At 71.2% G+C, this 20670-nt stretch carries 23 protein-coding genes and 1 riboswitch; of the genes, 15 read left to right on the plus strand and 8 right to left on the minus strand.

Translation table 11 applies throughout. The annotated features are described in order from the left end of the window. From VME70_02015 to VME70_02025, 3 genes are all read right to left on the minus strand, one after another. A partial coding sequence (locus VME70_02015; GenBank protein ID HTW18968.1) for a hypothetical protein occupies positions 1 to 182 on the minus strand: 182 nt, incomplete at its 3' end. Between the two features lie 10 nt (positions 183 to 192). Continuing rightward, positions 193 to 993: a cytochrome c gene (locus tag VME70_02020; GenBank protein HTW18969.1), complete on the minus strand. Its 801-nt coding sequence runs from the start codon at positions 991 to 993 to the stop codon at positions 193 to 195. A gap of 4 nt (positions 994 to 997) precedes the next feature. After that, the gene (locus VME70_02025) at positions 998 to 1594 is read right to left on the minus strand and encodes a heme-copper oxidase subunit III (protein ID HTW18970.1); all 597 of its coding nucleotides are present in this window, start codon (positions 1592 to 1594) and stop codon (positions 998 to 1000) included. A gap of 87 nt (positions 1595 to 1681) precedes the next feature. Between VME70_02025 and VME70_02030 the strand changes: the two genes are divergently transcribed. Together VME70_02030 and trpD are read left to right on the plus strand one after the other, a co-directional pair. Continuing rightward, entirely contained in the window at positions 1682 to 2137 is a 456-nt protein-coding gene (locus VME70_02030; GenBank protein HTW18971.1) for a hypothetical protein, read from the plus strand. A gap of 30 nt (positions 2138 to 2167) precedes the next feature. Beyond that, positions 2168 to 3211, plus strand: coding sequence for an anthranilate phosphoribosyltransferase (trpD, locus tag VME70_02035; GenBank protein HTW18972.1), 1044 nt, complete (start codon positions 2168 to 2170; stop codon positions 3209 to 3211). 8 nt (positions 3212 to 3219) lie between these two features. On the opposite strand, the gene VME70_02040 is transcribed toward trpD, so the two are convergent. The 3 genes from VME70_02040 to VME70_02050 form a co-directional block, all read right to left on the minus strand. After that, positions 3220 to 3507, minus strand: a complete 288-nt coding sequence (locus VME70_02040) for an Lrp/AsnC ligand binding domain-containing protein (GenBank protein ID HTW18973.1) — start codon at positions 3505 to 3507, stop codon at positions 3220 to 3222. A gap of 10 nt (positions 3508 to 3517) precedes the next feature. After that, positions 3518 to 4627, minus strand: coding sequence for a phosphotransferase (locus VME70_02045; protein ID HTW18974.1), 1110 nt, complete (start codon positions 4625 to 4627; stop codon positions 3518 to 3520). Between the two features lie 81 nt (positions 4628 to 4708). Further along, positions 4709 to 6508: a DEDD exonuclease domain-containing protein gene (locus tag VME70_02050; protein HTW18975.1), complete on the minus strand. Its 1800-nt coding sequence runs from the start codon at positions 6506 to 6508 to the stop codon at positions 4709 to 4711. A 121-nt stretch (positions 6509 to 6629) separates the two neighbouring features. On the opposite strand from VME70_02050, the gene VME70_02055 reads away from it, so the two are divergent. The 5 genes from VME70_02055 (at position 6630) to VME70_02075 (ending at position 11454) form a co-directional block, all read left to right on the plus strand. Beyond that, a complete protein-coding gene (locus VME70_02055) occupies positions 6630 to 6848 on the plus strand; it encodes a hypothetical protein (GenBank protein HTW18976.1) in 219 nt (72 codons plus the stop codon). A 144-nt stretch (positions 6849 to 6992) separates the two neighbouring features. Then, positions 6993 to 7156: riboswitch (cyclic di-AMP (ydaO/yuaA leader) on the plus strand. 11 nt (positions 7157 to 7167) lie between these two features. Then, positions 7168 to 8253 (plus strand): NlpC/P60 family protein, encoded by a 1086-nt coding sequence (locus tag VME70_02060; protein HTW18977.1) that lies wholly within the window; start codon positions 7168 to 7170, stop codon positions 8251 to 8253. A gap of 191 nt (positions 8254 to 8444) precedes the next feature. Continuing rightward, entirely contained in the window at positions 8445 to 9284 is an 840-nt protein-coding gene (gene sepH / locus VME70_02065; GenBank protein HTW18978.1) for a septation protein SepH, read from the plus strand. Beyond that, positions 9281 to 10282, plus strand: a complete 1002-nt coding sequence (locus VME70_02070; protein HTW18979.1) for a hypothetical protein — start codon at positions 9281 to 9283, stop codon at positions 10280 to 10282. The genes sepH and VME70_02070 overlap by 4 nt, the downstream gene beginning before the upstream one ends. Next, positions 10279 to 11454 carry a glycosyltransferase family 4 protein gene (locus tag VME70_02075; GenBank protein ID HTW18980.1) on the plus strand — a complete coding sequence of 392 codons (1176 nt, stop codon included), beginning with the start codon at positions 10279 to 10281 and terminating at the stop codon, positions 11452 to 11454. Before VME70_02070 ends, VME70_02075 begins: the two co-directional genes overlap by 4 nt. Here the strand turns inward: VME70_02075 and VME70_02080 are convergent. Continuing rightward, the gene (locus VME70_02080; GenBank protein HTW18981.1) at positions 11433 to 13238 is read right to left on the minus strand and encodes an AMP-dependent synthetase/ligase; all 1806 of its coding nucleotides are present in this window, start codon (positions 13236 to 13238) and stop codon (positions 11433 to 11435) included. The genes VME70_02075 and VME70_02080 overlap by 22 nt on opposite strands. A 156-nt stretch (positions 13239 to 13394) precedes the next feature. Between VME70_02080 and VME70_02085 the strand changes: the two genes are divergently transcribed. Genes VME70_02085 through VME70_02120 form a run of 8 tightly spaced genes read left to right on the plus strand, consistent with a single transcriptional unit; the run spans position 13395 to position 19403 of the window. Next, positions 13395 to 13925, plus strand: coding sequence for a hypothetical protein (locus VME70_02085; protein ID HTW18982.1), 531 nt, complete (start codon positions 13395 to 13397; stop codon positions 13923 to 13925). Positions 13926 to 13966: 41 nt separating this feature from the next. Next, positions 13967 to 14737: a metallophosphoesterase gene (locus tag VME70_02090; GenBank protein HTW18983.1), complete on the plus strand. Its 771-nt coding sequence runs from the start codon at positions 13967 to 13969 to the stop codon at positions 14735 to 14737. Positions 14738 to 14779: 42 nt separating this feature from the next. Beyond that, positions 14780 to 15220: an SRPBCC family protein gene (locus tag VME70_02095; GenBank protein HTW18984.1), complete on the plus strand. Its 441-nt coding sequence runs from the start codon at positions 14780 to 14782 to the stop codon at positions 15218 to 15220. A gap of 47 nt (positions 15221 to 15267) precedes the next feature. Then, positions 15268 to 16458 carry an ArsA family ATPase gene (locus VME70_02100; GenBank protein ID HTW18985.1) on the plus strand — a complete coding sequence of 397 codons (1191 nt, stop codon included), beginning with the start codon at positions 15268 to 15270 and terminating at the stop codon, positions 16456 to 16458. Then, positions 16455 to 16799, plus strand: a complete 345-nt coding sequence (locus VME70_02105; protein HTW18986.1) for a DUF5304 family protein — start codon at positions 16455 to 16457, stop codon at positions 16797 to 16799. Before VME70_02100 ends, VME70_02105 begins: the two co-directional genes overlap by 4 nt. Then, the gene (locus VME70_02110) at positions 16796 to 17740 is read left to right on the plus strand and encodes an ROK family glucokinase (GenBank protein ID HTW18987.1); all 945 of its coding nucleotides are present in this window, start codon (positions 16796 to 16798) and stop codon (positions 17738 to 17740) included. The genes VME70_02105 and VME70_02110 overlap by 4 nt, the downstream gene beginning before the upstream one ends. Further along, entirely contained in the window at positions 17740 to 18702 is a 963-nt protein-coding gene (arcC, locus tag VME70_02115; GenBank protein HTW18988.1) for a carbamate kinase, read from the plus strand. Before VME70_02110 ends, arcC begins: the two co-directional genes overlap by 1 nt. Next, positions 18699 to 19403, plus strand: a complete 705-nt coding sequence (locus VME70_02120; protein HTW18989.1) for an endonuclease/exonuclease/phosphatase family protein — start codon at positions 18699 to 18701, stop codon at positions 19401 to 19403. Before arcC ends, VME70_02120 begins: the two co-directional genes overlap by 4 nt. Here VME70_02120 and VME70_02125 read toward each other — a convergent pair. Next, a complete protein-coding gene (locus VME70_02125) occupies positions 19400 to 20632 on the minus strand; it encodes a TIGR00300 family protein (GenBank protein ID HTW18990.1) in 1233 nt (410 codons plus the stop codon). The two genes, VME70_02120 and VME70_02125, sit on opposite strands and share 4 nt — an antisense overlap. Positions 20633 to 20670 lie beyond the last annotated feature (38 nt).

The following is a 20670-nucleotide window of genomic DNA, read 5'->3' on the forward strand; positions in this document are numbered from 1 at the left end:
CCGAACAGCGCCGCGACCTGAAGCTCGGCAAAGGACTCCTCGCGCGGATCGATGTCGTCATGCCGCTCGACCCCGATCACACGCTCATCCGGAACCACCATGGTCGCCCGCGGCGCGGACGGTTGGTCATGGCGCCGGCCGATCCGTCGATGCGGCTGGCCCGGCTGGTGCTCGTCGCTCATCGATGCAGCCTCATGCCCGCGAACCGATCCACATCGTGATGATCACCAGGCCGCCGATCCCGACCAGCCACGCGACGACTGTCTCGCTCACGGGGCCGATCCGGCCGAGGCCGACGCCGCCAGGGTTGGGCTCGGTCTTGATCGTGCGGATGTATTTGATGATCGCCAGCTTTTGCGCCGGTGAGATCTCCTGGTCGCCGAAGACCGGCATGCTCTCCGGGCCGGTGATCATCGCTTCGTAGATCTGCTTCGGGGTGGCGTCCGAGAGCGAGGGCGCGTACTTGCCATAGGTGAGCGCGCCGCCGGACCCGGCGAAGTTGTGGCACTGGGCGCAGTTGGTCCGGAACAGCGCGCCGCCGAAGGCGACGTCCGCACTCTGGTAGTTCAGATTGGTCGGGATCGCCGGGCCTGGCCCGAGGCTGCCGACGTACGCCGCGATCTGCTCGATCTGCTCGTCGTTGTAACGCACGTGCTTCTGCGGTGCTTGGGTGCCGTGCTCCGACAGCGGCATCCGCCCGGTGCCGACCTGGAAGTCGGCGGCAGCGGCCCCGACCCCGATCAGGCTGGGGGCGGTCGCGCCACCCTGACCGTTCAAGCCGTGGCACGAGGCACAGCCCTGCAGGAACAGCTGGCGGCCTTTTTGCAGGGCGACGTCGTTGGTCGCGGCGGACTTGGTCGGCGCGAAGCTCGCGTAGAGCAGACCGATGATGCCGAGCGAGACGATCACGATCCCGACCTGCGCGAGCCGGCGGCGCAACGAGCGGCGCGGGCCCGGTTCGAACGGGGTCTCGGAGGCGGTCACGGTGTCCATTTCGCTAGCGGATCAGGTAGATGACGGTGAACAGGCCGATCCAGACGATGTCGACGAAGTGCCAGTAGTACGACACGACGATCGCCGCGGTTGCCTGGGCCGGAGTGAACTTCCCGTACGTCGTCCGCAGCATCAGTAAGACGAAGGCGACCAGGCCGCCGAACACATGCAGGCCGTGGAAACCGGTCGTGAGGTAGTAGACCGAGCTGTAGCCGCTGCTCTTGATGACGAAGTCGTTGTGCACGAAGTACTCGAACGACTGGCCGCCGATGAACACCGAGCCCATGAAGAACGTGACCATGAACCAGAACCGCAGCCGCTCGACGTCGCCGCGCTCGGCGGCGAACACTCCGAGCTGGCAGGTCACGCTGGACAGCACCAGGATGATCGTGAACGGCGTGGCGGTCTTGAGGTCGAGAACGACGTTCTTGGGTGGCCAGTTGGGCTCGTTGACCGCGCGGACCGTGAAGTACATCGCGAACAGTGCCGCGAAGAACATCAGCTCCGAGGACAGCCAGACGATGACCCCGACGCTGACCAGGTTCGGGCGATGCAGCGAGCCGTGGGCAGGCGCCGGCTCGATCGCGGTAGCGGAGGCCACGGGGGGATTCTGCCAGCAGGCACCGACGGGTCACGCGCCACCCCCGTCGGCGCGTCGCGACCGGTTCCGACTGACTACCATCACCGCATGGCCGAGCACTCGACCCCCGCTGCCGCGCTCGATTCCGGGCCGTCCGGCGGCGCGCGGCCGGTGACCGTCCTGGTCTACTCGAGCCACGAGGACACGCGGGCGCGGATCATCACGGCACTCGGTCGGCGGCCGTCCCCCGATCTGGTCGTCGACTACGTCGAGGCCGGGCGGGGGGACGAGGTGATCGCTCGTTGCGACGCCGGTGGCATTGATCTGGCCATCCTCGATGGCGAGGCCGCACCCACCGGCGGCATGGGGCTCGCGCGGCAGTTGAAGGACGAGCTGGACGACGCGCCGCCGGTCCTGCTCGTCGTCGGCCGCCGGGATGACGCATGGCTCGCCACGTGGTCACGGGCAGAGGGCTTCGTGGCGCACCCGATCGACGCGGTCCGGATCACCGAGGCCGTGACCACGCTGCTGGCCGGCGACAGTCCGGTCATCGCCGCGCACTGAGCGGCCGCGGCACGTAGGGGAGGGTCGGTCGTGAGCAGCTGGCCGGCCGTGCTGAGCGCGGTGATTGCCGGTCGGTCACTGTCGGCGGACGACACCGCCTGGGCCATGGGCGAGATCATGGCCGGCGAGGCGACCACGGGCCAGATCGCCGGTCTCGCGATCGGCCTGCGGGTCAAGGGCGAGACGACCGAGGAGGTTGTCGGGCTGGTCCGGGCGATGTTCGCGCACGCCAGCCGGATCGCGGTGGCCGGGCCGGCCGTCGACACCTGCGGCACCGGTGGCGACCGGGCGTCGACGGTCAACATCTCCACTCTCGCGGCGCTCGTCGTCCGCGGCGCCGGCGGGCAGGTGGTGAAGCACGGCAACCGGGCCGCATCGTCCGCGTGCGGGTCGGCCGATCTGCTCGAGGAGCTCGGGGTCGTCATCGACCTGCCGCCGAGCGCGGTCGAGGAGTGCGTGGCGCGGGCCGGCATCGGCTTCTGCTTCGCCCGGATCTTCCACCCGGCCCTGCGCCATGCGGCCGCGGCCCGCGGCGAGCTCGGCGTCGGGACGTTCTTCAACTTCCTCGGACCGCTCACGAACCCGGCGCAGCCGTCCGCCCAGGCGGTCGGAGTGGCCGACCCGCGGATCGCAGGAGTGGTGGCGGGCGTCCTTGCCGAGCGCGGAACCTCGGCCCTGGTATTTCGCGGCACCGATGGGCTCGACGAGCTCTCGGTGTCCGCGCCGTCTCAAGTGTGGGTGGTGGCCGACGGAGCGGTGCGCGAGGACCTGGTGGATCCGGGCGAGCTCGGGATCGCTACCGCCGCGCCCGGCGCGCTGCGCGGCGCGGACGCTGCTCACAACGCGGCGGTGACGAGGCGGCTGCTCGAGGGCGAGCAGGGGCCGGTCCGTGATGCCGTGCTGCTGAACGCCGCCGCCGCTCTGGTGGCGCTCGACGGGCCGACCGACGCGCCGGTGTCGGATCAGCTCGGCGAGGCTCTCCCGCGCGCCGCGGAGTCCCTCGACTCGGGGTCAGCGGGTGCGGCGCTCGACCAGTGGGTGAGCGCCAGCCGGGCCGCGGCTGCGTCCGGCTGAGTCCGGCGTCAGTCGGGGTCCGACAGCCCGAGGGAGAACGCCGCCTCGAGGTCGTGCTGCGAATAGGTCCGGAACGCGACATGTGTCTCGGTGGCGAGAATGCCGTCCACCTTGTTCAGCCGGTCAGCAACGACGTCGGCAACTTCCTCGTGGGTCGAGACTCGGATGATCGCGATCAGGTCGATCTCGCCGGTCACCGAGTAGACCTCCGTGACGCCGCGAAGCGACGCGATCTCCTCTGCAACCTCGGGGATCCGGTCGACGGCCGCAGAGACGAAGACGATCGCGGTGATCACGGGAGCGACCCTACCGCCCGGCGGCCACCCGCTCGCCCAGCTCCAGCGCGTGGCCGACCACCCGTGCCTTGGTCGCGACGATCTCGGCGTAGGGACGGCGGAAGCGCACTTCGGCGCTCTCGACGATCTCGCTCTCGCGGACGGGGTCGACGGCGAACATCGCGGCCAGCGGGGCGTAGTGCACTGCGGCGGAAGCGGCGTACCAGCGCCGGGCCGTGCTCTCGTCGACATCGACGCCTGAGGTTCGCAGGCCGGACAGATAGCTGGGTACGACGTGCGCCTCGAGCTCGTCGAGCGGCGCGTCGGGCAACACCAGCATCCAGACCGGGTCGAGCGTGAGCTGGTCGAGGTCCTGGGCGAGCGAGCCGATGCCGACCTGGGACCAGTCCAACGCGACCGTGGTGCCGTCGTCGGCGGCGATCAGGTTGGTGGGCCAGAAGTCGCAGTGCACGACCGTCTGCGGCGCGCTCTCGACGATCGCGAGCAGTTCCTCGCGGGCCGCCCACAACCCGCTGACCCGGCTGCGCAACGCGGCCATCGGCGCCTGCCAGTCCTCGGTCCAGCGGGCATCGTCGTCGAGGGACCCGATCGAGCGGGCGAGGTTGTCGACCCAGCCGCGCAGCCAGTGCCGCGACAACCACTCGTCGCCGGGCAGGACGCTGCGGCCGCAGGCATAGGCCGCCTGGGTCGTCGCGAGGTCGTAGGCCGCGCCGTCGTAGTTGTCGAGCTCCCACTCGCGGCCCGGGACGCCCTGCACGTCCTCCATCCAGATCCAGCACTCGTCGTCGGCCGGTGCCGTCGTGAGCAAGGTGCGTGGGGCGCGCAGCTCGCCGGGCAAGGTGTCGAGCATGCCGCTGGCATACGCGAGCCACTCGCGCTTCCAGTAGTTGCGGTGCTCCGGGGTCGCGCCCGAGACCCACAGCGCGTCCGGATCCTCGTCGATGCCCCTACGGACGACCTTGATCACGATCGAGAAGTCCTCGCCGTGCACCCGGTAGACCCCGCCGGTGACCGAGTGCAGCCGAAGGTCGGGCTCGATCGGTTCGACGGCGTACGTCGACACCTCGCGGCCCACGGCCCGCGAGAGCTCACTCAGGTCGACGTCCACGGTAAAGATCATCGCGCTCCTACCCGTCGAGCGCAGCAGCGAACCGCGGCGCTCGCCGTCACGAAACCGCAACGGGCGGGTGGCGGTTCGGGTTCAGACCACCGCGCGCGCCGGGCGGTGGACCGGGCGCAGCGCGCGGCGGTCGGCGAACGGTCGAGCCGAGTCGCGGCCGCCGCCCGGTGCGGCGCTCAGCCACTGCTGCAGTGCGCCGGCGCCGTCCGCGGGCGAGCACCAGGTGCCATCGAGGTCGACCAGCCGCGCGCCCGGTCCGGACAACCAGCCGAGGATGTGCTCCATCTCCTCGGCTGAGGCGGCGGGCGCCGGGCCGATCCCGCCGTCGACCACCTCGGCGGTCGCCACCAGAGCCTCGACGTACGGCATCGGCGGCGCGCCGGGCGGAACGGCGGATGCCGCCGCCAGCCGGCCGTAGCGCACGACCGCGAGGTCCCAGCCGCCCGCGAACCCCGGTCGAGCGGCCACCAGCTGTGGGCAGCCGGACAGAGCCGCGAGCCGCTGCATCCGGGCCGAGACGCGTACGAACGCGCTCGCCCGATCCCGGTGCGCTGCGGCCTCCTCGTAGCGCTGTTGGGCGGACAGCGTGGCGATCCGCCGCCGCACCGCCTCGATCAGCGGCCGGGGGTCCCCGGTCATCAACGCTCGGGCCGCGGCGGCCGTGGGTGCGTAGTCGTCGCGGCTCACCCCGCCCTCGCATGGTGCCGAGCAGCGGCCCATGCCGGCGAGCACGCAGGCGCTGGTCGGGCGGGCCGGGCTGATGCGTTGCGTGCACTGGCGAAGCGGCACTGCCTCGTGCAGGGCGGCCATCGCGGCCTGCGCGGTGCGAGCCGAGCCGAACGGTCCGAGGTAGGTCGCGCCGTCATCGCTCACGCGGCGGACCAGCGCGAGCCGGGGATAGGGCTCTGCGGTGAGTTTCAGCCAGGAGGCGCGTTCGGGGAACCGTGACCGCCGGTTGTAGCGGGGCTTGTGCTCGGCGATCAGCCGGAGCTCGCGAACCTCGGCTTCGAGCGGGTGGGCGCAGGCGATCGCGTCGACCCGCTCGGCGATGCCGACCATCTCGGCCATCCGCGACCGTGGCTCGGAGGCGAGAAAGTACTGCCGCACCCGCGCCCGCACGTGCCGGCTGCGTCCGATGTAGAGCGGCTGGCCGCGATGGTCGCGGAAGATGTAGACGCCGGGGCCGTCCGGCAGCCCGTCGGCGAGATAGCGCTTGCGGCGCTGTGCCGCGGTCGCCATGCCGGTGAAGGACACCAGCTCCTCGTACGTGCCGACCCCGAGGTTGCCCACTCGCTCCAGCAGCCCGTGCAGGACGTCGGTGGTGGCGCGGGCATCCGCGAGCGCCCGATGGCAGGGGGTGGTCGTCGTACGGAACACGCGCGAGAGCGTCGACAGCTTGCAGTTCGGCGCTTCGTCCCGGTGCAGGACCCGGCGGGCCAGCCGGGCCGTGTCGACCGAGTCGAAGCCCGGCCAGGGGATCCCGAGCTGGTCGGCGGCGGCACGCAGGAAGCCGAGGTCGAACGGCGCGTTGTGCGCGACGAGAACGGATCCCTTGGCCCACTCGAGGAAGCTCGGCAGCACCCCAGAGATGCTCGGGGCGCCGGCCACCATCGCCTCGGTGATGCCGGTGAGCACCGAGATGAACGGCGGCACCTCGCAGTGCGGGTTGACCAGGGTCTGGAACTCGCCGAGCTGCTCACCGCCGCGGACCTTCACGGCGCCGATCTCGGTGATCGCCGAGGTGAGCGGCGACCCGCCGGTGGTTTCGAGGTCGACGACGACGAAGGTGACCTCACACAGCGGCACGCCGAGCTCGTCGAAGCTGGCTTGATGCGGAACCGGGCCAAGCGCAATGCCGGGGGGCGCCGCGCTCGTGGTCATGGCGGTCACGGTAGGAGCGGGTGCGGACAACTTCCGGTCAACGCGCCGCGGTCGGGGCCGCTCGGCGGAAGTTGTCAGACCCCGGCTCTAGCGTCGCGCAGGTGCTGGTGAAGGAGGCCTGATGATCATCGACTGCGATCGATGCGAAGTGCGCGGCGTCGCGTGTGACGACTGTGTGGTCTCGGTGCTGTTGGCAGCGCCGGCTGCGGTCGACCGCGGCGAGTTCGAGTGGAGCGAGGACGAGTCGGTGGCGTTGCGAGCGCTCGCCGACGGCGGGTTGGTGCCGCCGGTGCGGATGCGTGCGCACCGGACCGGGCCGGACGGAAGGGTTGCGGGCTGACACGCCTGTGACTGTTGTGACAGGAGTGAAAATCGTCCCGACGCGCGGAGAATCGGTTGGGGGAGCACGCTTGGCGATCATCGGCGGACTGGCTAGTGTGACCCGCAGTTACCACTTCGTTACGCCGCCAGCCAGGCGGTGGGGTGGTGGCTACCGCCGAGTCGCGGCCGGTTCACACCGGTCCGAGCCGGGGACCCATTCCCCTTTGGGGTGAATCGGTTTCCAGCCAGTTCGCTGGCTGGTGACCGTAGGGCGAGCTTCCCGCCCGAACCCGTCAGCTCACCCGGTAGGCGGTCGAGGAAGAAGGAGAGCCGCCTTCGTGGCGAGTCGTTCTCTTTCGAGCCCGTCTGCACCCGAGGGCTCAAAAGCCAGCCGTAGCCGGTTCACCCGTTACCGCCTCCCGGTACTTGCTTGTGCCGCCGCAGCGGTCGTCGCCGTCGTCGTACCCAGCGGGATCGGCGGCGCCAGCCCGTCGAACCACCTGTCGCTGCGCCAGGTCGAGAGCCGGATCTCCGCGCTCAACAACCGCGCCGACCGGATCACCGAGGCCTACGACAGCGCGACCACCGCGTTGCACTCGCTGCAGCGCCAGGAGCGGATCACCAACGCCGAGCTTGCGCACGACCGCTCGCTGCTCGCCCAGGTCCAGCGCCGGGTCGCCGCGGGCATCAGCGCCGCCTACCGCACCGGCGGGCTCGACCCCACGCTGTCGCTGGTCTCCTCCGGCAGCCCGCAGACGTTCATCGAGCAGTCCTCGAGCCTCGACGAGGTCGCCCGCTACGACGCGAACCAGGTTGCACTCGCCGACGCTGCGCAGCGCCAGGTCGCCGCGGCCGAGGTCGTCCACAACGCCCAGGTCGCGCAGCAGAAGGCCACCCTGGCGCGGATCTCCAACGCCCGCGGGCAGATCGAGAACCTGCTCCACCAGCAGCAACAGCTGCTCGGCCGGCTCAAGGCCTCCCAGCGCGAGGAGCTCGCGCGCCAGCAGAACTCCGTCGCGCAGCACGAAACGTCGCTGCGGCACAGCTATCACCCGCCGTCCTACAGCGGCCCGGCGAGCGGGCGGGCTGCGATCGCGGTGCGGTACGCGTACGCCCAGCTCGGCAAGCCCTACCAGTGGGGCGGTTCCGGCCCCGGCAGCTTCGACTGCTCCGGGCTGACCATGCGAGCGTGGGGAGCGGCCGGGGTTGCGCTGCCGCACAGCGCGGCCGGTCAGCAGGCGATGCTGCCGCACGTCTCCGTGTCGGCGCTGGAGCCGGGCGACCTGGTCTTCTACGGCGACCCCGCCTACCACACGGCGATCTACATCGGCGGCGGCCGGATCATCCAGGCCCCGCACACGGGCACGGTCGTGCAGATCAGCTCGTTGGCCGACATGCCCCCCACCAACGCCGGCCGCCCCTAGCGCCGGGCTCAGCGGCCCGCTGTTCTCCTCGGCCGACGGAGCCCCACTACGCCGACCTCGTCGGCCTTGCCAGCGACCCGCTGGCGACGTACTCATCGGCCCCGACCGACGAGTTCGGCTTGTGGCGAGCGAGGCTCAGAGGGCAAACTGCTTACGGGCGGGACAACCGGGTCCTGATCCGGGAGGTCCGCGTGCGCCAGTTGGAAGTCGTTGCCGTCAGCGATGACGGCACCCATGTGCTGCTGGCGAGCACCCAAGGCGCGACCAAGCCCACTCACGCGGTCCGCATCGACGGCCGGCTCAACGCCGCCGTGCGCGGCACGCTCAACGACGCCGACCGCCGCGAGAGTGCGCTCTCGCCCAAGGAGATCCAGGCCCGGCTGCGCGCCGGTGAGCAGGTCGAGGCGGTCGCCAAGCTCGCCAACGTGCCGATCTCGCGGGTGATGCGCTACGCCGGCCCGGTGCTGTCCGAGCGCGAGCGGATCGTCGAGCAAGCCCGCGGCGCCGTCCTGCAGCGCCCGCGCGGGGCGACCGGCGGCGGCCCGCTCGGTCCGATGGTCGACAAGCGGGTCGCGGCGGTCGCCGGGTTGCGCGAGGACACGGTCGGCTGGACCGCCCGCCGGCGGGGCGACGGCGCCTGGGTCGTCTCGCTGAGCTACAGCGCGCGCGGCGGTGCACGGACCGCTACCTGGCTCTGGCAGCCCAACGGCCGCGTCCTCACCTCGCTGAACGCACTCGCCACCCGGCTCGGTGCGGACGAGCCGGCACTGGCCCGCCGCCGCCGGTCGCCGCAGCCGGCGATGCGAGCCCGCTCGACCGCGCGAAAGAGCACGACCGGTACGTCGGCCGCTCGAAGCGCGACCCGGGCCGCGGCTGCGGCACCGGCGCCGAAGCCGGTCCAGCGCGGCAAGAACGGCCGGGTCGCGGTTCCGTCCTGGGACGACGTCCTGATCGGTGTGCAGGCGCCCGCGGCCGCTCGCGGCGTCCGGCCGCGCAAGACGGCCGCCGCACGGGGTCGCCGCCGCTCGTGACCACGCAGCTCGAGCCGGCCGCCGTACGGTCGTCGCCCGAGCCGCCGCGGCCGTCATCGAGCCTGCGCGGCCTGATCCTGCTGGCGGTGCTGGTGCTGCTGGCCGCGGCGATCGTGCTGATCCGCATGAATGGCGGGCCCGGGCCGGCCGCCGGCGGCGCGGCTACCGCGCTACCCCAAGGGGAGACCATCCGCGCGCCCGGTTCCACAGACCACGCCATCGGGCGCTCCGGCGAGTCTGTGATCTCCTACCGGTTGCCCGGGGTCGTGGTGCGTGGGCCACGCTCGCAGCGGCACACGATGACCGACATCGCGCACCTGGTGCAGGCCGCGATCCCGAGGGTGACGGCGGTCTGGGGATCGCACTGGGCCCGCCACGCGGTCGTCGAGATCCCGGCCACCGAGGCCGAGCTGGCGAAGCTCTCCGGCGACCGCGGCGACCTCGCCCGGATTGCTGCGGTCACGAGCGCCGAGATCAGCTCCCGACGTGGCCGCCAGGCACTGAGCGACGACCGGATCGTGATCAACCCGCGGGTCTGGCCGACGCTGGATCGGACCGGCGCGCGGGTCGTCCTCACCCATGAGCTGACCCATGTCGCGACCGGCGCCGTAACCGGTGCGGCGACGCCGCGCTGGCTGGTGGAGGGGTTCGCGGACTACGTGGGCTTCCGTGGCTCGGGGCTGGCCTTGCGTGCGGTCGCCCGGGAGCTCGAGCGTGCGGTGCGTACCAAGGGCGTGCCCCGGCGGCTGCCGCCGGATGCCGCCTTCGATGCCGGCGACCCGCACCTCGCCCGCGCCTACGAGCTGGCCTGGCTGGCCTGCCGGTACATCGCGGCGCGCGCCGGGCAGCCCGCGCTGGTGCGCTTCTACCGTCTCGTCGGCCGTGCGGGTGCCGGACCGAAGGCGGTGCTGCGCCGAGCCCTGCGCGTGGTCCTCGACCTCACGCCGAGCGAGTTCCGGCAAGGGTGGCGACGCTACGTCGAGGCGAGGCTCACGTGAGCGGTCCTGACCTGAGCCCGGCCGGGGACGTACCGCGGTTGCTGGTCGTGACGAACGACTTCCCGCCGCGCCCGGGCGGCATCCAGTCCTTCGTGCACGGCGTGGTCAGCCGGCTGCCGCCCGACCGCGTCACGGTGCTGACCTCGCGCTGGCGCGGCTGGGAGGAATGGGACGCGGGCGTGCCGTTCACCGTGGTTCGCCATGACACCTCGATGCTGCTTCCCACCCCCGAGGTCCGCCGCCGCGCGGCGCGGTTGATGGTCGACCGAGCGAGCAGCGCGGTGTGGTTCGGGGCGGCGGCTCCATTGGGCTTGATCGCGCCGGCGTTGCGTGAGGCGGGCGCCGACCGGCTGGTCGCCACCACGCACGGGCACGAGGCCGGCTGGGCACGGCTGGCCGGCGCGCGGTCCGTGCTGCGCCGGATTGCTGCCAGCGTCGACGTGCTCACCTACCTCGGGGACTACACGCGCACTCGGCTGGCTGCGGCGATCGCGCCGTACGACGACCGGCTGGCCCGGCTCGTGCCCGCGGTGGACGCCGACCACTTCCGTCCTGACGCCGGAGGCGCCGAGCGGCGGGCGCAGCTCGGGCTGGCCGACCGCCCGGTGATCGTGTGCGTGTCACGGCTGATGCCCCGCAAGGGCCAGGACGTGTTGATCCGCGCGTTGCCCGCGATCCGCCGCCGGGTGCCTGATGCCGCGTTGGTGCTGGTGGGCGGTGGACCGGCCCGCAACCGGCTGACACGGCTCGCCGCCGAGCACGCCGTGACCGACCACGTCGTCTTCACCGGTTCGGTGGCGCACGACCAGCTCCCCGCTTGGTACGGCGTCGGCGACGTTTTCGCCATGCCGTGCCGCGAACGCGCGGCCGGCTTCGACATCGAGGGTCTCGGCATGGTCTTCCTCGAAGCCGCGGCCTGCGGGCTGCCGGTGGTGGTCGGCAGGTCGGGGGGCTCGGTGGATGCGGTGCTCGACGGACAGACCGGCGAGCTGGTCGACGGGACCTCGCCCGGCGAGGTGGCCGAATCCGTCGCCGGCCTGCTCGCCGACCCGGTGCGCGCGGGGGCGATGGGGGACCGCGGCCGTGCCTGGGTGCGCGACGCGTGGTCGTGGGAGACGACCGTCGCGGCCTTCAGCGCAATGGTGGGCAGTCAGCTGCGGGTGCGCGAGTAGATCGCTTCCACCTCGCCGGCGTAGTCGGCAAGCACCACGTTGCGCTTCACCTTCAACGACGGCGTGAGACGGCCGTTGTCAACCGTCCAGTCGTCCTTGAGGATCCGGAACGACTTGATCGCCTCGGCCTTCGACACCGCCTTGTTGGTGTCATCGACGGCGGCCTGCAGGTCGGCCCGCAGGTCGGCGTCGTCGACGAGGTCGGCGATGGTTGCGTCCGCCGGCTTGCCGTGCGCGGTCTTCCAGGTGGGGAAGGCCTCTTCGTCGATCGTGATGAGTGCGCCGATGAACGGGCGCTGATCCCCGACCACCAGGCACTGGCTGACCAGCGGGTGGGCCCGCAGCCGGTCCTCGAGGATGGCGGGTGCGACGTTCTTTCCGCCGGCGGTCACGATCAGCTCCTTCTTCCGGCCGGTGATCGTGAGGTAGCCCTCGTCGTCCAGCTCGCCGATGTCGCCGGTGTGGAACCAGCCGCCGTCCCCGATCGCCTCGCCGGTCGCTTTCGGGTTGTTGTAGTAGCCGCCGAAGACGTTGCCGCCGCGCAGCAGGATCTCGCCGTCCTCAGCGATCCGCACCGTGCAGCCGGCGATCGGGCGTCCGACCGTTCCGACCTTCATGTCGCTGGGCCGGTTCACAGTCGCGCCGGCGGTCGTCTCGGTGAGCCCGTAACCCTCGTAGATCGGGATCCCGCACCCGCGGAAGAAGTGGCCCAGCCGCACGCCGAGCGGGGCACCGCCCGAGATCGCACCTTCCGCGGCACCACCCAGTGCCATGCGGAGCTTCGAGTAGACCAGCTTGTCGAACAGCTTGTGCGGCACCGCGTAGGCGGTGCGCTTGACGGCACTGCCCTCGAGCGACTTGCTGTAGCCGATCGCGACCGCCTCGGCGAGGTCGAAGATCGCGCCCTTTCCGTCGGCGTGGGCCCGTTGCTTCGCCGTGTTGTAGACCTTCTCGAAGACCCGCGGCACCGACAACACGAACGTCGGCTTGAACGCCGCCAGGTCGGGCAGCAGGTTCTTGATGTCGGCGGTGTGCCCCATCCGTACGCCGCTCTGGACGCATCCGACTTCGATCACTCGCGCAAAGACGTGCGCCAGTGGCAGGAACAGCAGCGTGGACTGTTCCTCGCCGAACAACTCGTCCAGGCCGTCGAGCGTCGACGTCGCGTCGAACAGGAAGTTGTAGTGGGTGAGCTCGCAGCCCTTCGGCCGGCCGGTCGTGCCGGACGTGTAGATGATCGTCGCCAGGCTCGCCGCGGTGACCGTACGGCGACGTCGCTCGATCTCGTCGAGAGCAATCCCCTTGCCGGCCGTGACCAGCTCGTCGATCGCGCCGCCGTCGATGCTCCAGACGTAGCGCACCTTGTCCAGGCCGCTGCCGACCTCGTCGTACGCCCGTCGATGGGACTCCGACTCGAGGAAGACCGCGACCGCGCCCGAGTCGGCCACGATCCACTCGATCTGCTCGGCGGACGAGGTCTCGTAGATCGGCACCGGCACGGCGCCCGCGGCCCAGATCGCGTAGTCGAGAAGGGTCCACTCGTAGCGGGTGGCGGACATGATGCATACCCGCTCGTCCGGCTCGATGCCGGAGGCGATCAGCCCGGCCGCGATCGACAGGACCTCGTCGGCGAACTGCTTGGCGGTGACCGGCTGCCAGCTGCCGTCGATCTTGCGGTCGAAGACCACCCGCCCGGGCTGCTCTTCGGCCCGGTTGACCAACATGTCCGTCAGGTTCGCATCGTCCGGAATGTCGAAATCCGCTGGTACCGAGTACTCAGCCACGGCGCTCCTTCATTCCGGTGCGGCCGGCCCTGCAGCCGATCGTGCCGCCACGCTAATCCCCGGTCACAAGATCGTCACGGGATCGCGCGGATCGGGCCCGCGATTCCGCCCGGTTACGCCATTCAGTCCAGTGCTGGACCTGCCGAGGAGTCCTAGGTGAGCGAACGTCGTTGTCGCGCGTGCGGTGCTGCCGTGCCCGAGCAGGCCCAGTGGTGCTCGCTGTGCTTCGCCGACCTCCGCGAGCCGGCGCAGGTGCCCGACAGCCTCAACACCTCGTCCGAGTCCAGCCCGGTCGAGGCACCGGTCCCGGTAGCGGTGGCCGCCCAGAACGGCAGCTATCTGAACGGCTCCGGTGGAGACGTGCTCGACTCCGGCGCGGACGCACTGCTCGGTCTGGATTCGCCTGCTCCTGCCGGCGACGCTGCTCCGCCGCCGGTCGCCGCCAAGCCGGCGCTGACCTGGCCGTGCGCGGCGTGCGGTGAGAACGTCGCCATGGACCTCGACACCTGCCCGTCGTGCGGATCGGGCTTCCTGTCCGGTTCGAGTGACGGCCCGTCTACGCGCCTGCCGATGGTCGGCGACATCACCACGATGTCGCGGTCGAAGCGACTGGTCGTCGGGCTCGGGATCGCGGCCGTCGTCATCATCGTGATCGTGCTGCTGCTCACGCTGGTCGGCCACCTCTAGATCGTCGGGCCGCCCGGCCGCCGGCTCCGTAGGCTGCGGCCATGCGGGTGCATGTCGTCTCGGACGTCCACGGCGCGGTTGACGCGCTCGCGCGTGCGGGCGACGGCGCGGACGCCTTCATCTGTCTCGGCGACCTGGTCCTGTTCATCGACTACGACGACATGAGCGGCGGGATCTTCGCGGACATGTTCGGCGCCGCCGCTGCGCAGCGGCTGGTGGAGCTCCGCACCGAACGCCGGTTCGAGGAAGCCCGGGAGTTCTCGCGCGGGCTCTGGCAGCGGGTCGGCGAAGACCGGCAGATGGTGATCGAGTCCGCCGTACGCAAGCAGTACGCCGCCCTGTTCGCCGCCATGCCGACGCCGGCGTACATCACCTACGGCAATGTCGACCTCCCGGCGCTGTGGCCCGAGTTCGCGCGCGACGGCGTGCATGTGCTGGACGGACAGACGGCACAGATCGGCGGTCGGACCTTCGGCTTCGTCGGCGGCGGCCTGCAGACCGCGATGCGTACGCCGTTCGAGATCAGCGACGCGGAATACGCCGCCAAGGTTGCCGCAGTCGGTGCTGTTGACGTCCTGTGCTGCCACATTCCGCCCGACCTGCCCGAGCTCCTTTACGACGTCGGCGCCCGGCGGCTCGAGCGCGGGAGCGCCGCGGTTCTCGAGGCGATCCGGGCGACCCAGCCGGAGCTGGTGTTGTTCGGGCACGTGCACAACCCGCTGGTTCGCCGAGCGCGGATCGGTCGCACCGAATGCGTGAACGTCGGGCACTTCCGCGGACGCGGGACGCCGTACGTCCTCACGCTGTCGTGATCCCGCTAGTGTCCAGAGTCTCCGCAGACGAGGAGGGCTGCCGTGGTGGACAAGGCCAGCGCGAGCATCGTGATCGGCGCCGACAAGAGTGCGGTCATGGCGGTGATCGCCGACCTGGAGGCCTACCCGGAGTGGTCGACGGCGATCAAGTCGGTGACCGTCGACGAGCTCGGAGCGGACGGGCGCGGCGAGACGGCCACCTTCACCCTCGACGCGGGAATCATCAAGGACACCTACACCCTCGCCTACGACTGGGACGGCGACGACCGCGTCGACTGGCATCTCGTCTCCGGCCGCGCGTTGCGCGCGCAGGAAGGCAGCTACGTCCTGCGCGACACGCGGGACGGAACCGAGGTCACCTATGAGCTCGCGGTCGAGCTCGCCGTACCGATGATCGGCATGTTCAAGCGCAAGGCGGAGCGCGCGATCATCGATACGGCGCTGAAGGGCCTGAAGAAGCGCGTGGAAGCAAGCGCGAGTTGAATCCGGGATGGCGCCACTCGCGCGCGGCCAACACATAGCCTGACCCGGTGCGAATTCTGCTGTTCACCGGAAAAGGTGGCGTCGGCAAGACGACGACCGCCGCGGCGACGGCTGCGTTCGCAGCGGCGGGTGGGCACAAGACGCTGGCGCTGTCCACCGATCCCGCGCACTCGTTGTCCGACGCGTTCGGCCTGCCGCTCGGCGCCGCGCCGACGGAGATCGACACCGGGCTGTACGGCCAGCAGGTCGACACGCAGCGCGCCTTCGAGGCGAGTTGGCGCGAGGTGCAGCACTACCTTCGCGACATCCTCGAGCAGGGCGGGATCGATCCGCTCGAGGCCGAGGAGCTCACCGTCCTGCCGGGTGCGGATGAAGTGCTCGCGTTGCTCGAGGTACGGGCGCAGGTGGCGAGCGGGCGATGGGACACGGTGGTGGTCGACTGCGCCCCTACCGGCGAGACGCTGCGGCTGCTGGCGTTGCCGGACGCGCTGCGATGGTGGATGCAGCGGATGTTCCCGCCGGAGCGTCGAGTGCTGCGCAACCTGCGGCCGATGGTCGCCCACCTGACCGGGCTGCCGCTCCCGCCCGACTCCGTCTTCGCCGCCGCCGAGCGGCTGTCGGCTGAGCTCGCCGAGGTGCGCGACCTGCTGGTCGACCCCGAGCTGACGTCGATCCGGCTCGTGCTCACCCCGGAGGCCGTTGTCATCGCAGAAGCCCGCCGGACGCTGACCTCACTCTCGCTCTACGGCTACCGGGTGGACGGCGTCGTGGCCAACCGGGTCTTCCCGGATTCCGGCAACGACGCGTGGCGATCGGGTTGGGTCGAGGCGCAGCAACACCAGCTGGCAGTAGTGGAGGCGGCTTTCCCCGGCCTTCCGGTCTGGCGAGCCGAGTACGCCGCGGCCGAGCCGGTCGGGCTCCGCGGGCTGCTCGACCTCGCGACGACGGCGTACTCGGATGTGGATCCCTTGACGACCACGGAGACGCCGGAGCCGATGGTGGTCGAGCAGCTCACCGCGGACGAGTACGTGCTGTCGCTTGCGTTGCCGCATGCGGAGCGTCGCGATGTCGAGCTGGTCCGCAAGGGCGACGATCTGTTGGTGACCGTGGGGCCGCACCGACGCGCGATCGCGCTCCCGAGCGGGTTGCGCCGGTGCGTGGTGGACGGCGCCGCCTTGCGCGACGGCCGACTTCGCGTCCGCTTCCACGCCGACCCGGACGTCTGGACCTCGCGGTGAGCGCCGCCGCGCCCGGCCCGCTCGCGGAGGAAGCGTCGCGGTTGGTCGAGGCGATCAGCGAGTGGGCGCGCGGAGCGGTCGGCGACGTGCATCTGCCGTCGGCGGGCGGTGCAGCCGAGTGCCAGGTCTGCCCGTTCTGCCAGCTGCTCGGCTTGCTCCGGCGAACCCAGCCGGAGACCTTCGGTCACTTGGCCGAGGCATCCGCGTCGCTGGTTGCGGCCCTGCGCACGGTGGTCGAGCGAGCCGAGCCGGCGCCGCGTCACTCGGGGGTCGAGCGGGTCGACCTCGACGACGGCGACTCGGCCGATCCAGTGGCCGCCGACCCGGGACGGGCCACGTGACGCTCTCGATCGGGATTGACATCGGCGGCACCAAGGTTGCCGCCGGCGTTGTCGACGAGGACGGCGAGGTGCTCGCGGTCGCGCGCCGCCGTACCCCGAGCCGAGACCCGGGCCACATCGTCGATGTCGTCGTGGAGATCGTCGGTCAGCTCCGCTCGGACTTCGACGTAGCCGCGGTTGGCATCGGCGCGGCCGGTTTCGTCGACGCCGCGCGCTCGACGGTGCTGTTCGCAGCCAACCTCGCGTGGCGGGACACCCCGATCCGCGACGACATCAGCAGCCGGCTGGACATCCCTGTCGTGGTCGAGAACGACGCCAACGCCGCCGCCTGGGGCGAGTTCCGCTTCGGTGCGGGCGGCCAGGAACCGGACGTGATCGTCCTCACGATCGGCACCGGTATCGGAGCCGGCATCATCATCGACGGCGTACTGCACCGGGGCCGGTTCGGGATCGCCGGCGAGCCCGGTCACATGCGGGTCGTGCCGGGCGGGCGGTTGTGCGGGTGCGGCAATCGGGGCTGCCTGGAGCAGTACTGCAGCGGCACCGCCTTGGTGCGAGCCGCGCGCGAAGTGGCTCAGGAGCGCCCCGCCGACGCGGCGCGGCTGCTCGAGCTCGCCCACGGAGACGTCGCGAACATCGACGGGCCGGTGGTCACCAAGGCCGCGCAGGAAGGAGACGCCGCCGCGGTCGACTGCTTCGACGAGATCGGCCGCTGGCTCGGGCAGGGCCTCGCCGATCTCGCCGCGCTGCTGGACCCCGGCCGGTACGTGATCGGTGGGGGCGTGGCCGAGGCGGGCGACCTGTTGCTCTCCGCGGCGCGCGACTCCTACGCGGCGGTGCTGACCGGCCGTGGCTACCGACCGCTCGCTGACGTCGTTCCCGCCACACTCGGCGCGCAGGCGGGCCTGATCGGTGCGGCGGACCTGGCCCGCCGGTCCTGATGTCCGCGCCGCCCGAGCCGGGCCACCCGCGCGTCGTCGTCGCGCTCGGCGGCAACGCCCTCAGCCCGTCTGACGGCGCCGGCGACGTGCACGAGATGCGCGCGGCACTCGCGCGCACCGCACGGGCGCTTGCCGACCTCGTGGATGGCGGGGTCAGCCTCGTGGTCACGCACGGCAACGGACCGCAGGTCGGGCGGATCCTGCTCCAGCAGGAGTACGCCGCCGACCAGGTGCCGCCGATGCCGATGGACGTGTGCGGCGCCCAGAGCCAGGGCCAGATCGGCTACCTGCTCGCGCAGACCCTCGACACCGAGCTTCGCCGGCGCGGCATCGCGACCCGGGTGCTGTGTCTGGTCACGCAGGTCGTCGTCGACGGGCGCGACCCGGCCTTCCGCCGGCCGACCAAGCCGGTCGGTCCGTCGTACGAACAGGCCGAGGCGGAGCGGATCGCCCACGAGACGGGCTATGTCTTCCGGGCGATGCCCGACGGGCGTTGGCGGCGGGCGGTCGCATCGCCGCGGCCCAAGCGCCTGGTGGAGGCCGAACCGTTGCGCCAGATCATCGAGGCGGGGCATGTCGTCGTCGCGGCCGGTGGTGGCGGCGTGCCCGTCGTCGAGGTGGGTACGGAGCTCCGTGGGGTGGAAGCCGTGATCGACAAGGACCTCACTGCCGCAACCCTCGCCCGGCTGGTCGGTGCCGACCAGCTGGTCATCCTCACCGAGGTGTCACGTGTGCAGGTGGGTTTCGGCACGGACGCGGCTCGCGAGCTCAGCCGGATGACGGTCACTGAGGCGCGCGAGCTGCTCGCGGCGGGCGAGTTCCCCGACGGCTCGATGGGTCCGAAGGTCAGGGCCTGCGTCGAGTTCGTGACGGGCGGTGGGCGTCGGGCGGTGATCGGTGCGCTGTCCGACGCGCACGACGTGGTCTTCGCCGAGGCGGGTACGTCGATCGAGGCGGGATGAGCGAACCGACACCGGCGGCCGAGCTGCGCGTGATGACCTACAACGTGCGGTCGCTTCGCGATGACGTGACCGCGCTGGCGTCGATCGTTCGCGCTGCCGACCCGGACGTGGTGCTCGTCCAGGAGGCGCCGCGCTTCCTTCGTTGGCGGTCGAAGCGCGCGGCGCTCGCCCGCCGGTGCGGGCTCGTGGTCGCGACCGCCGACCGTCCCGGCGGGCTCTGCATCCTTGTCGCGCTTCGGGTCGACGTGCTGGGTACGACGTTCACCATGCTGCCGCGACTGCCCGGCCACCACCAGCGGGTGGCGGTCGGTGCGATCCTGCGGCGGGCGGGACAGCGTTGGCGAGTGCTCGACCTGCATCTGAGCACCGATCCCGCGGAGCGGGAGCGGCACGTGCCGCTGCTCGTCGAGCTGGTCGGCGAAGACACCGACCCGCCGCTCGTGGTGGGTGGGGACATCAACGATGTCGCCGGCAGTCCGGCGTACTCCGTTTTCAGCGAGCGGATGCAGGACTGCTTCGCAGTCGCCGGCGCCGGCTCAGGCGCGACCGCGCCCGCGCGTACGCCACAGCGCAGGATCGACGCGGTCTTCGCCGGTCCGGCGGTGGATGTGGTTGCTTGCGAGGTGCTTGCGCCGCCGAGCGCCACGCGGGCGAGTGATCACCTGCCGGTGCTCGCGGTGCTCCGGCAGCACAGCGGCTAGCTTCTCGTGTAGTCGGGCACCAGCTCGTGCGCGAGCTGCTCGAGGAAGAGCCCGATGTCGGTGACGATGCCGACCGCCTGCGCGCTGCCGCGGTCGGCGAGCTTCGTGACGGTCGCCGGATTGATGTCAACCGCGATCAGCGGCACCGACGCCGGCAGGATGTTGCCGGTCGCGATCGAGTGCAGCATCGTCGCCACCATGATGGCGAAGCCGACGCCGGGGAGCTGCTCGCGCATCGCCCGCTGGCCTTCGATGACGTCGGTGTAGACGTCGGGCAGCGGTCCGTCGTCACGCACCGATCCGACCAGGACGAACGGCTTGGCGGCCTTGACCATCGCGTGCATGACACCGCCGGTGAGGACGCCGGTGTCGACCGCTTGCTTGATCGAGCCCGCGGCGCGGATCGCGTTGATCGCGCGGATGTGGTGCTCGTGGCCGTGGATGACTCCCACGCCTGCGTTGAGATCGACGCCGAGCGAAGTGCCGAACAACGACGACTCGATGTCGTGGGTGGCGAGTGCGTTCCCGCTGAACAGCACGTCCACCCAGCCGTGTTCGACCAGTGCCACCATCGGCGTGGCGGCACCGGTGTGCACGACGGCCGGACCGGCTACCCACAGGATCCGGCCGTGCTCACCCTTGACCTCGCGCATGCGGTCGGCGATCTGCCGGACGAGCAACGCCTGCGGCTTCTCGCTCGACACGGTCGAGCTCATGAACTCGAAGTCGCCCTCGAGTTTCTTGTGGCCCTCGACCGGAAGTACGACGCGGATGCCACTGGCACCGCACACGATGCGGTCGCCGGCCTTGACGTCGCTGACGGGGACGGTGCGGACGCGGTTGCCCGAGACCAGCAGCCCGCAGTCCATCTCGGGCTGCTCGACCGGCACCCATTGGCCGCCCAGGCGTACGACGGTCTCGAGGTTGGTCGTCGAGTAGAAGTCCTCGGGGAACACGCCGTCCGCCGGCGCCTCGCTCGTCGTCGCCTCACCGGGATCGACCTGGTTGACGCCGTGCACCTGCAGCCGCATGAGGATCCGGCTGAGCTGGTCGTTGCTCTCCGCGCCGACCAGGATCACCGCGTGCGACTCGTCCTCGTGCGCCTTGCCGAGGTCGATCCGCTCGACGGTGTAGTCACCGCCGTACTCGAGAACGTCGTCGAGCACCCGCGCGAGAACGCCCGAGTCCATCAGATGGCCGGTGATTTCCACTGTCTCCGTGAACTGCACGGCACGACTGTAGAGGGTCGGCCGTCGTACGTTGCCGA

It is taken from the genome of Mycobacteriales bacterium (assembly GCA_035504215.1).
In the GTDB taxonomy this organism is placed as follows: Bacteria; Actinomycetota; Actinomycetes; order JAFAQI01; family JAFAQI01; genus DATAUK01.

Bases quoted from the DNA above. Each gene is read 5' to 3' on its own strand.
- VME70_02090 (HTW18983.1), top strand. From the start codon at position 13,967: ATGCGGGTGCATGTCGTCTCGGACGTCCACGGCGCGGTTGACGCGCTC.
- VME70_02050 (HTW18975.1), bottom strand. From the start codon at position 6,508: ATGACCACGAGCGCGGCGCCCCCCGGCATTGCGCTTGGCCCGGTTCCG.
- VME70_02020 (HTW18969.1), bottom strand. From the start codon at position 993: ATGGACACCGTGACCGCCTCCGAGACCCCGTTCGAACCGGGCCCGCGC.
- VME70_02055 (HTW18976.1), top strand. From the start codon at position 6,630: ATGATCATCGACTGCGATCGATGCGAAGTGCGCGGCGTCGCGTGTGAC.
- VME70_02120 (HTW18989.1), top strand. From the start codon at position 18,699: ATGAGCGAACCGACACCGGCGGCCGAGCTGCGCGTGATGACCTACAAC.
- VME70_02045 (HTW18974.1), bottom strand. From the start codon at position 4,627: ATGATCTTTACCGTGGACGTCGACCTGAGTGAGCTCTCGCGGGCCGTG.
- VME70_02030 (HTW18971.1), top strand. From the start codon at position 1,682: ATGGCCGAGCACTCGACCCCCGCTGCCGCGCTCGATTCCGGGCCGTCC.
- arcC (HTW18988.1), top strand. From the start codon at position 17,740: ATGTCCGCGCCGCCCGAGCCGGGCCACCCGCGCGTCGTCGTCGCGCTC.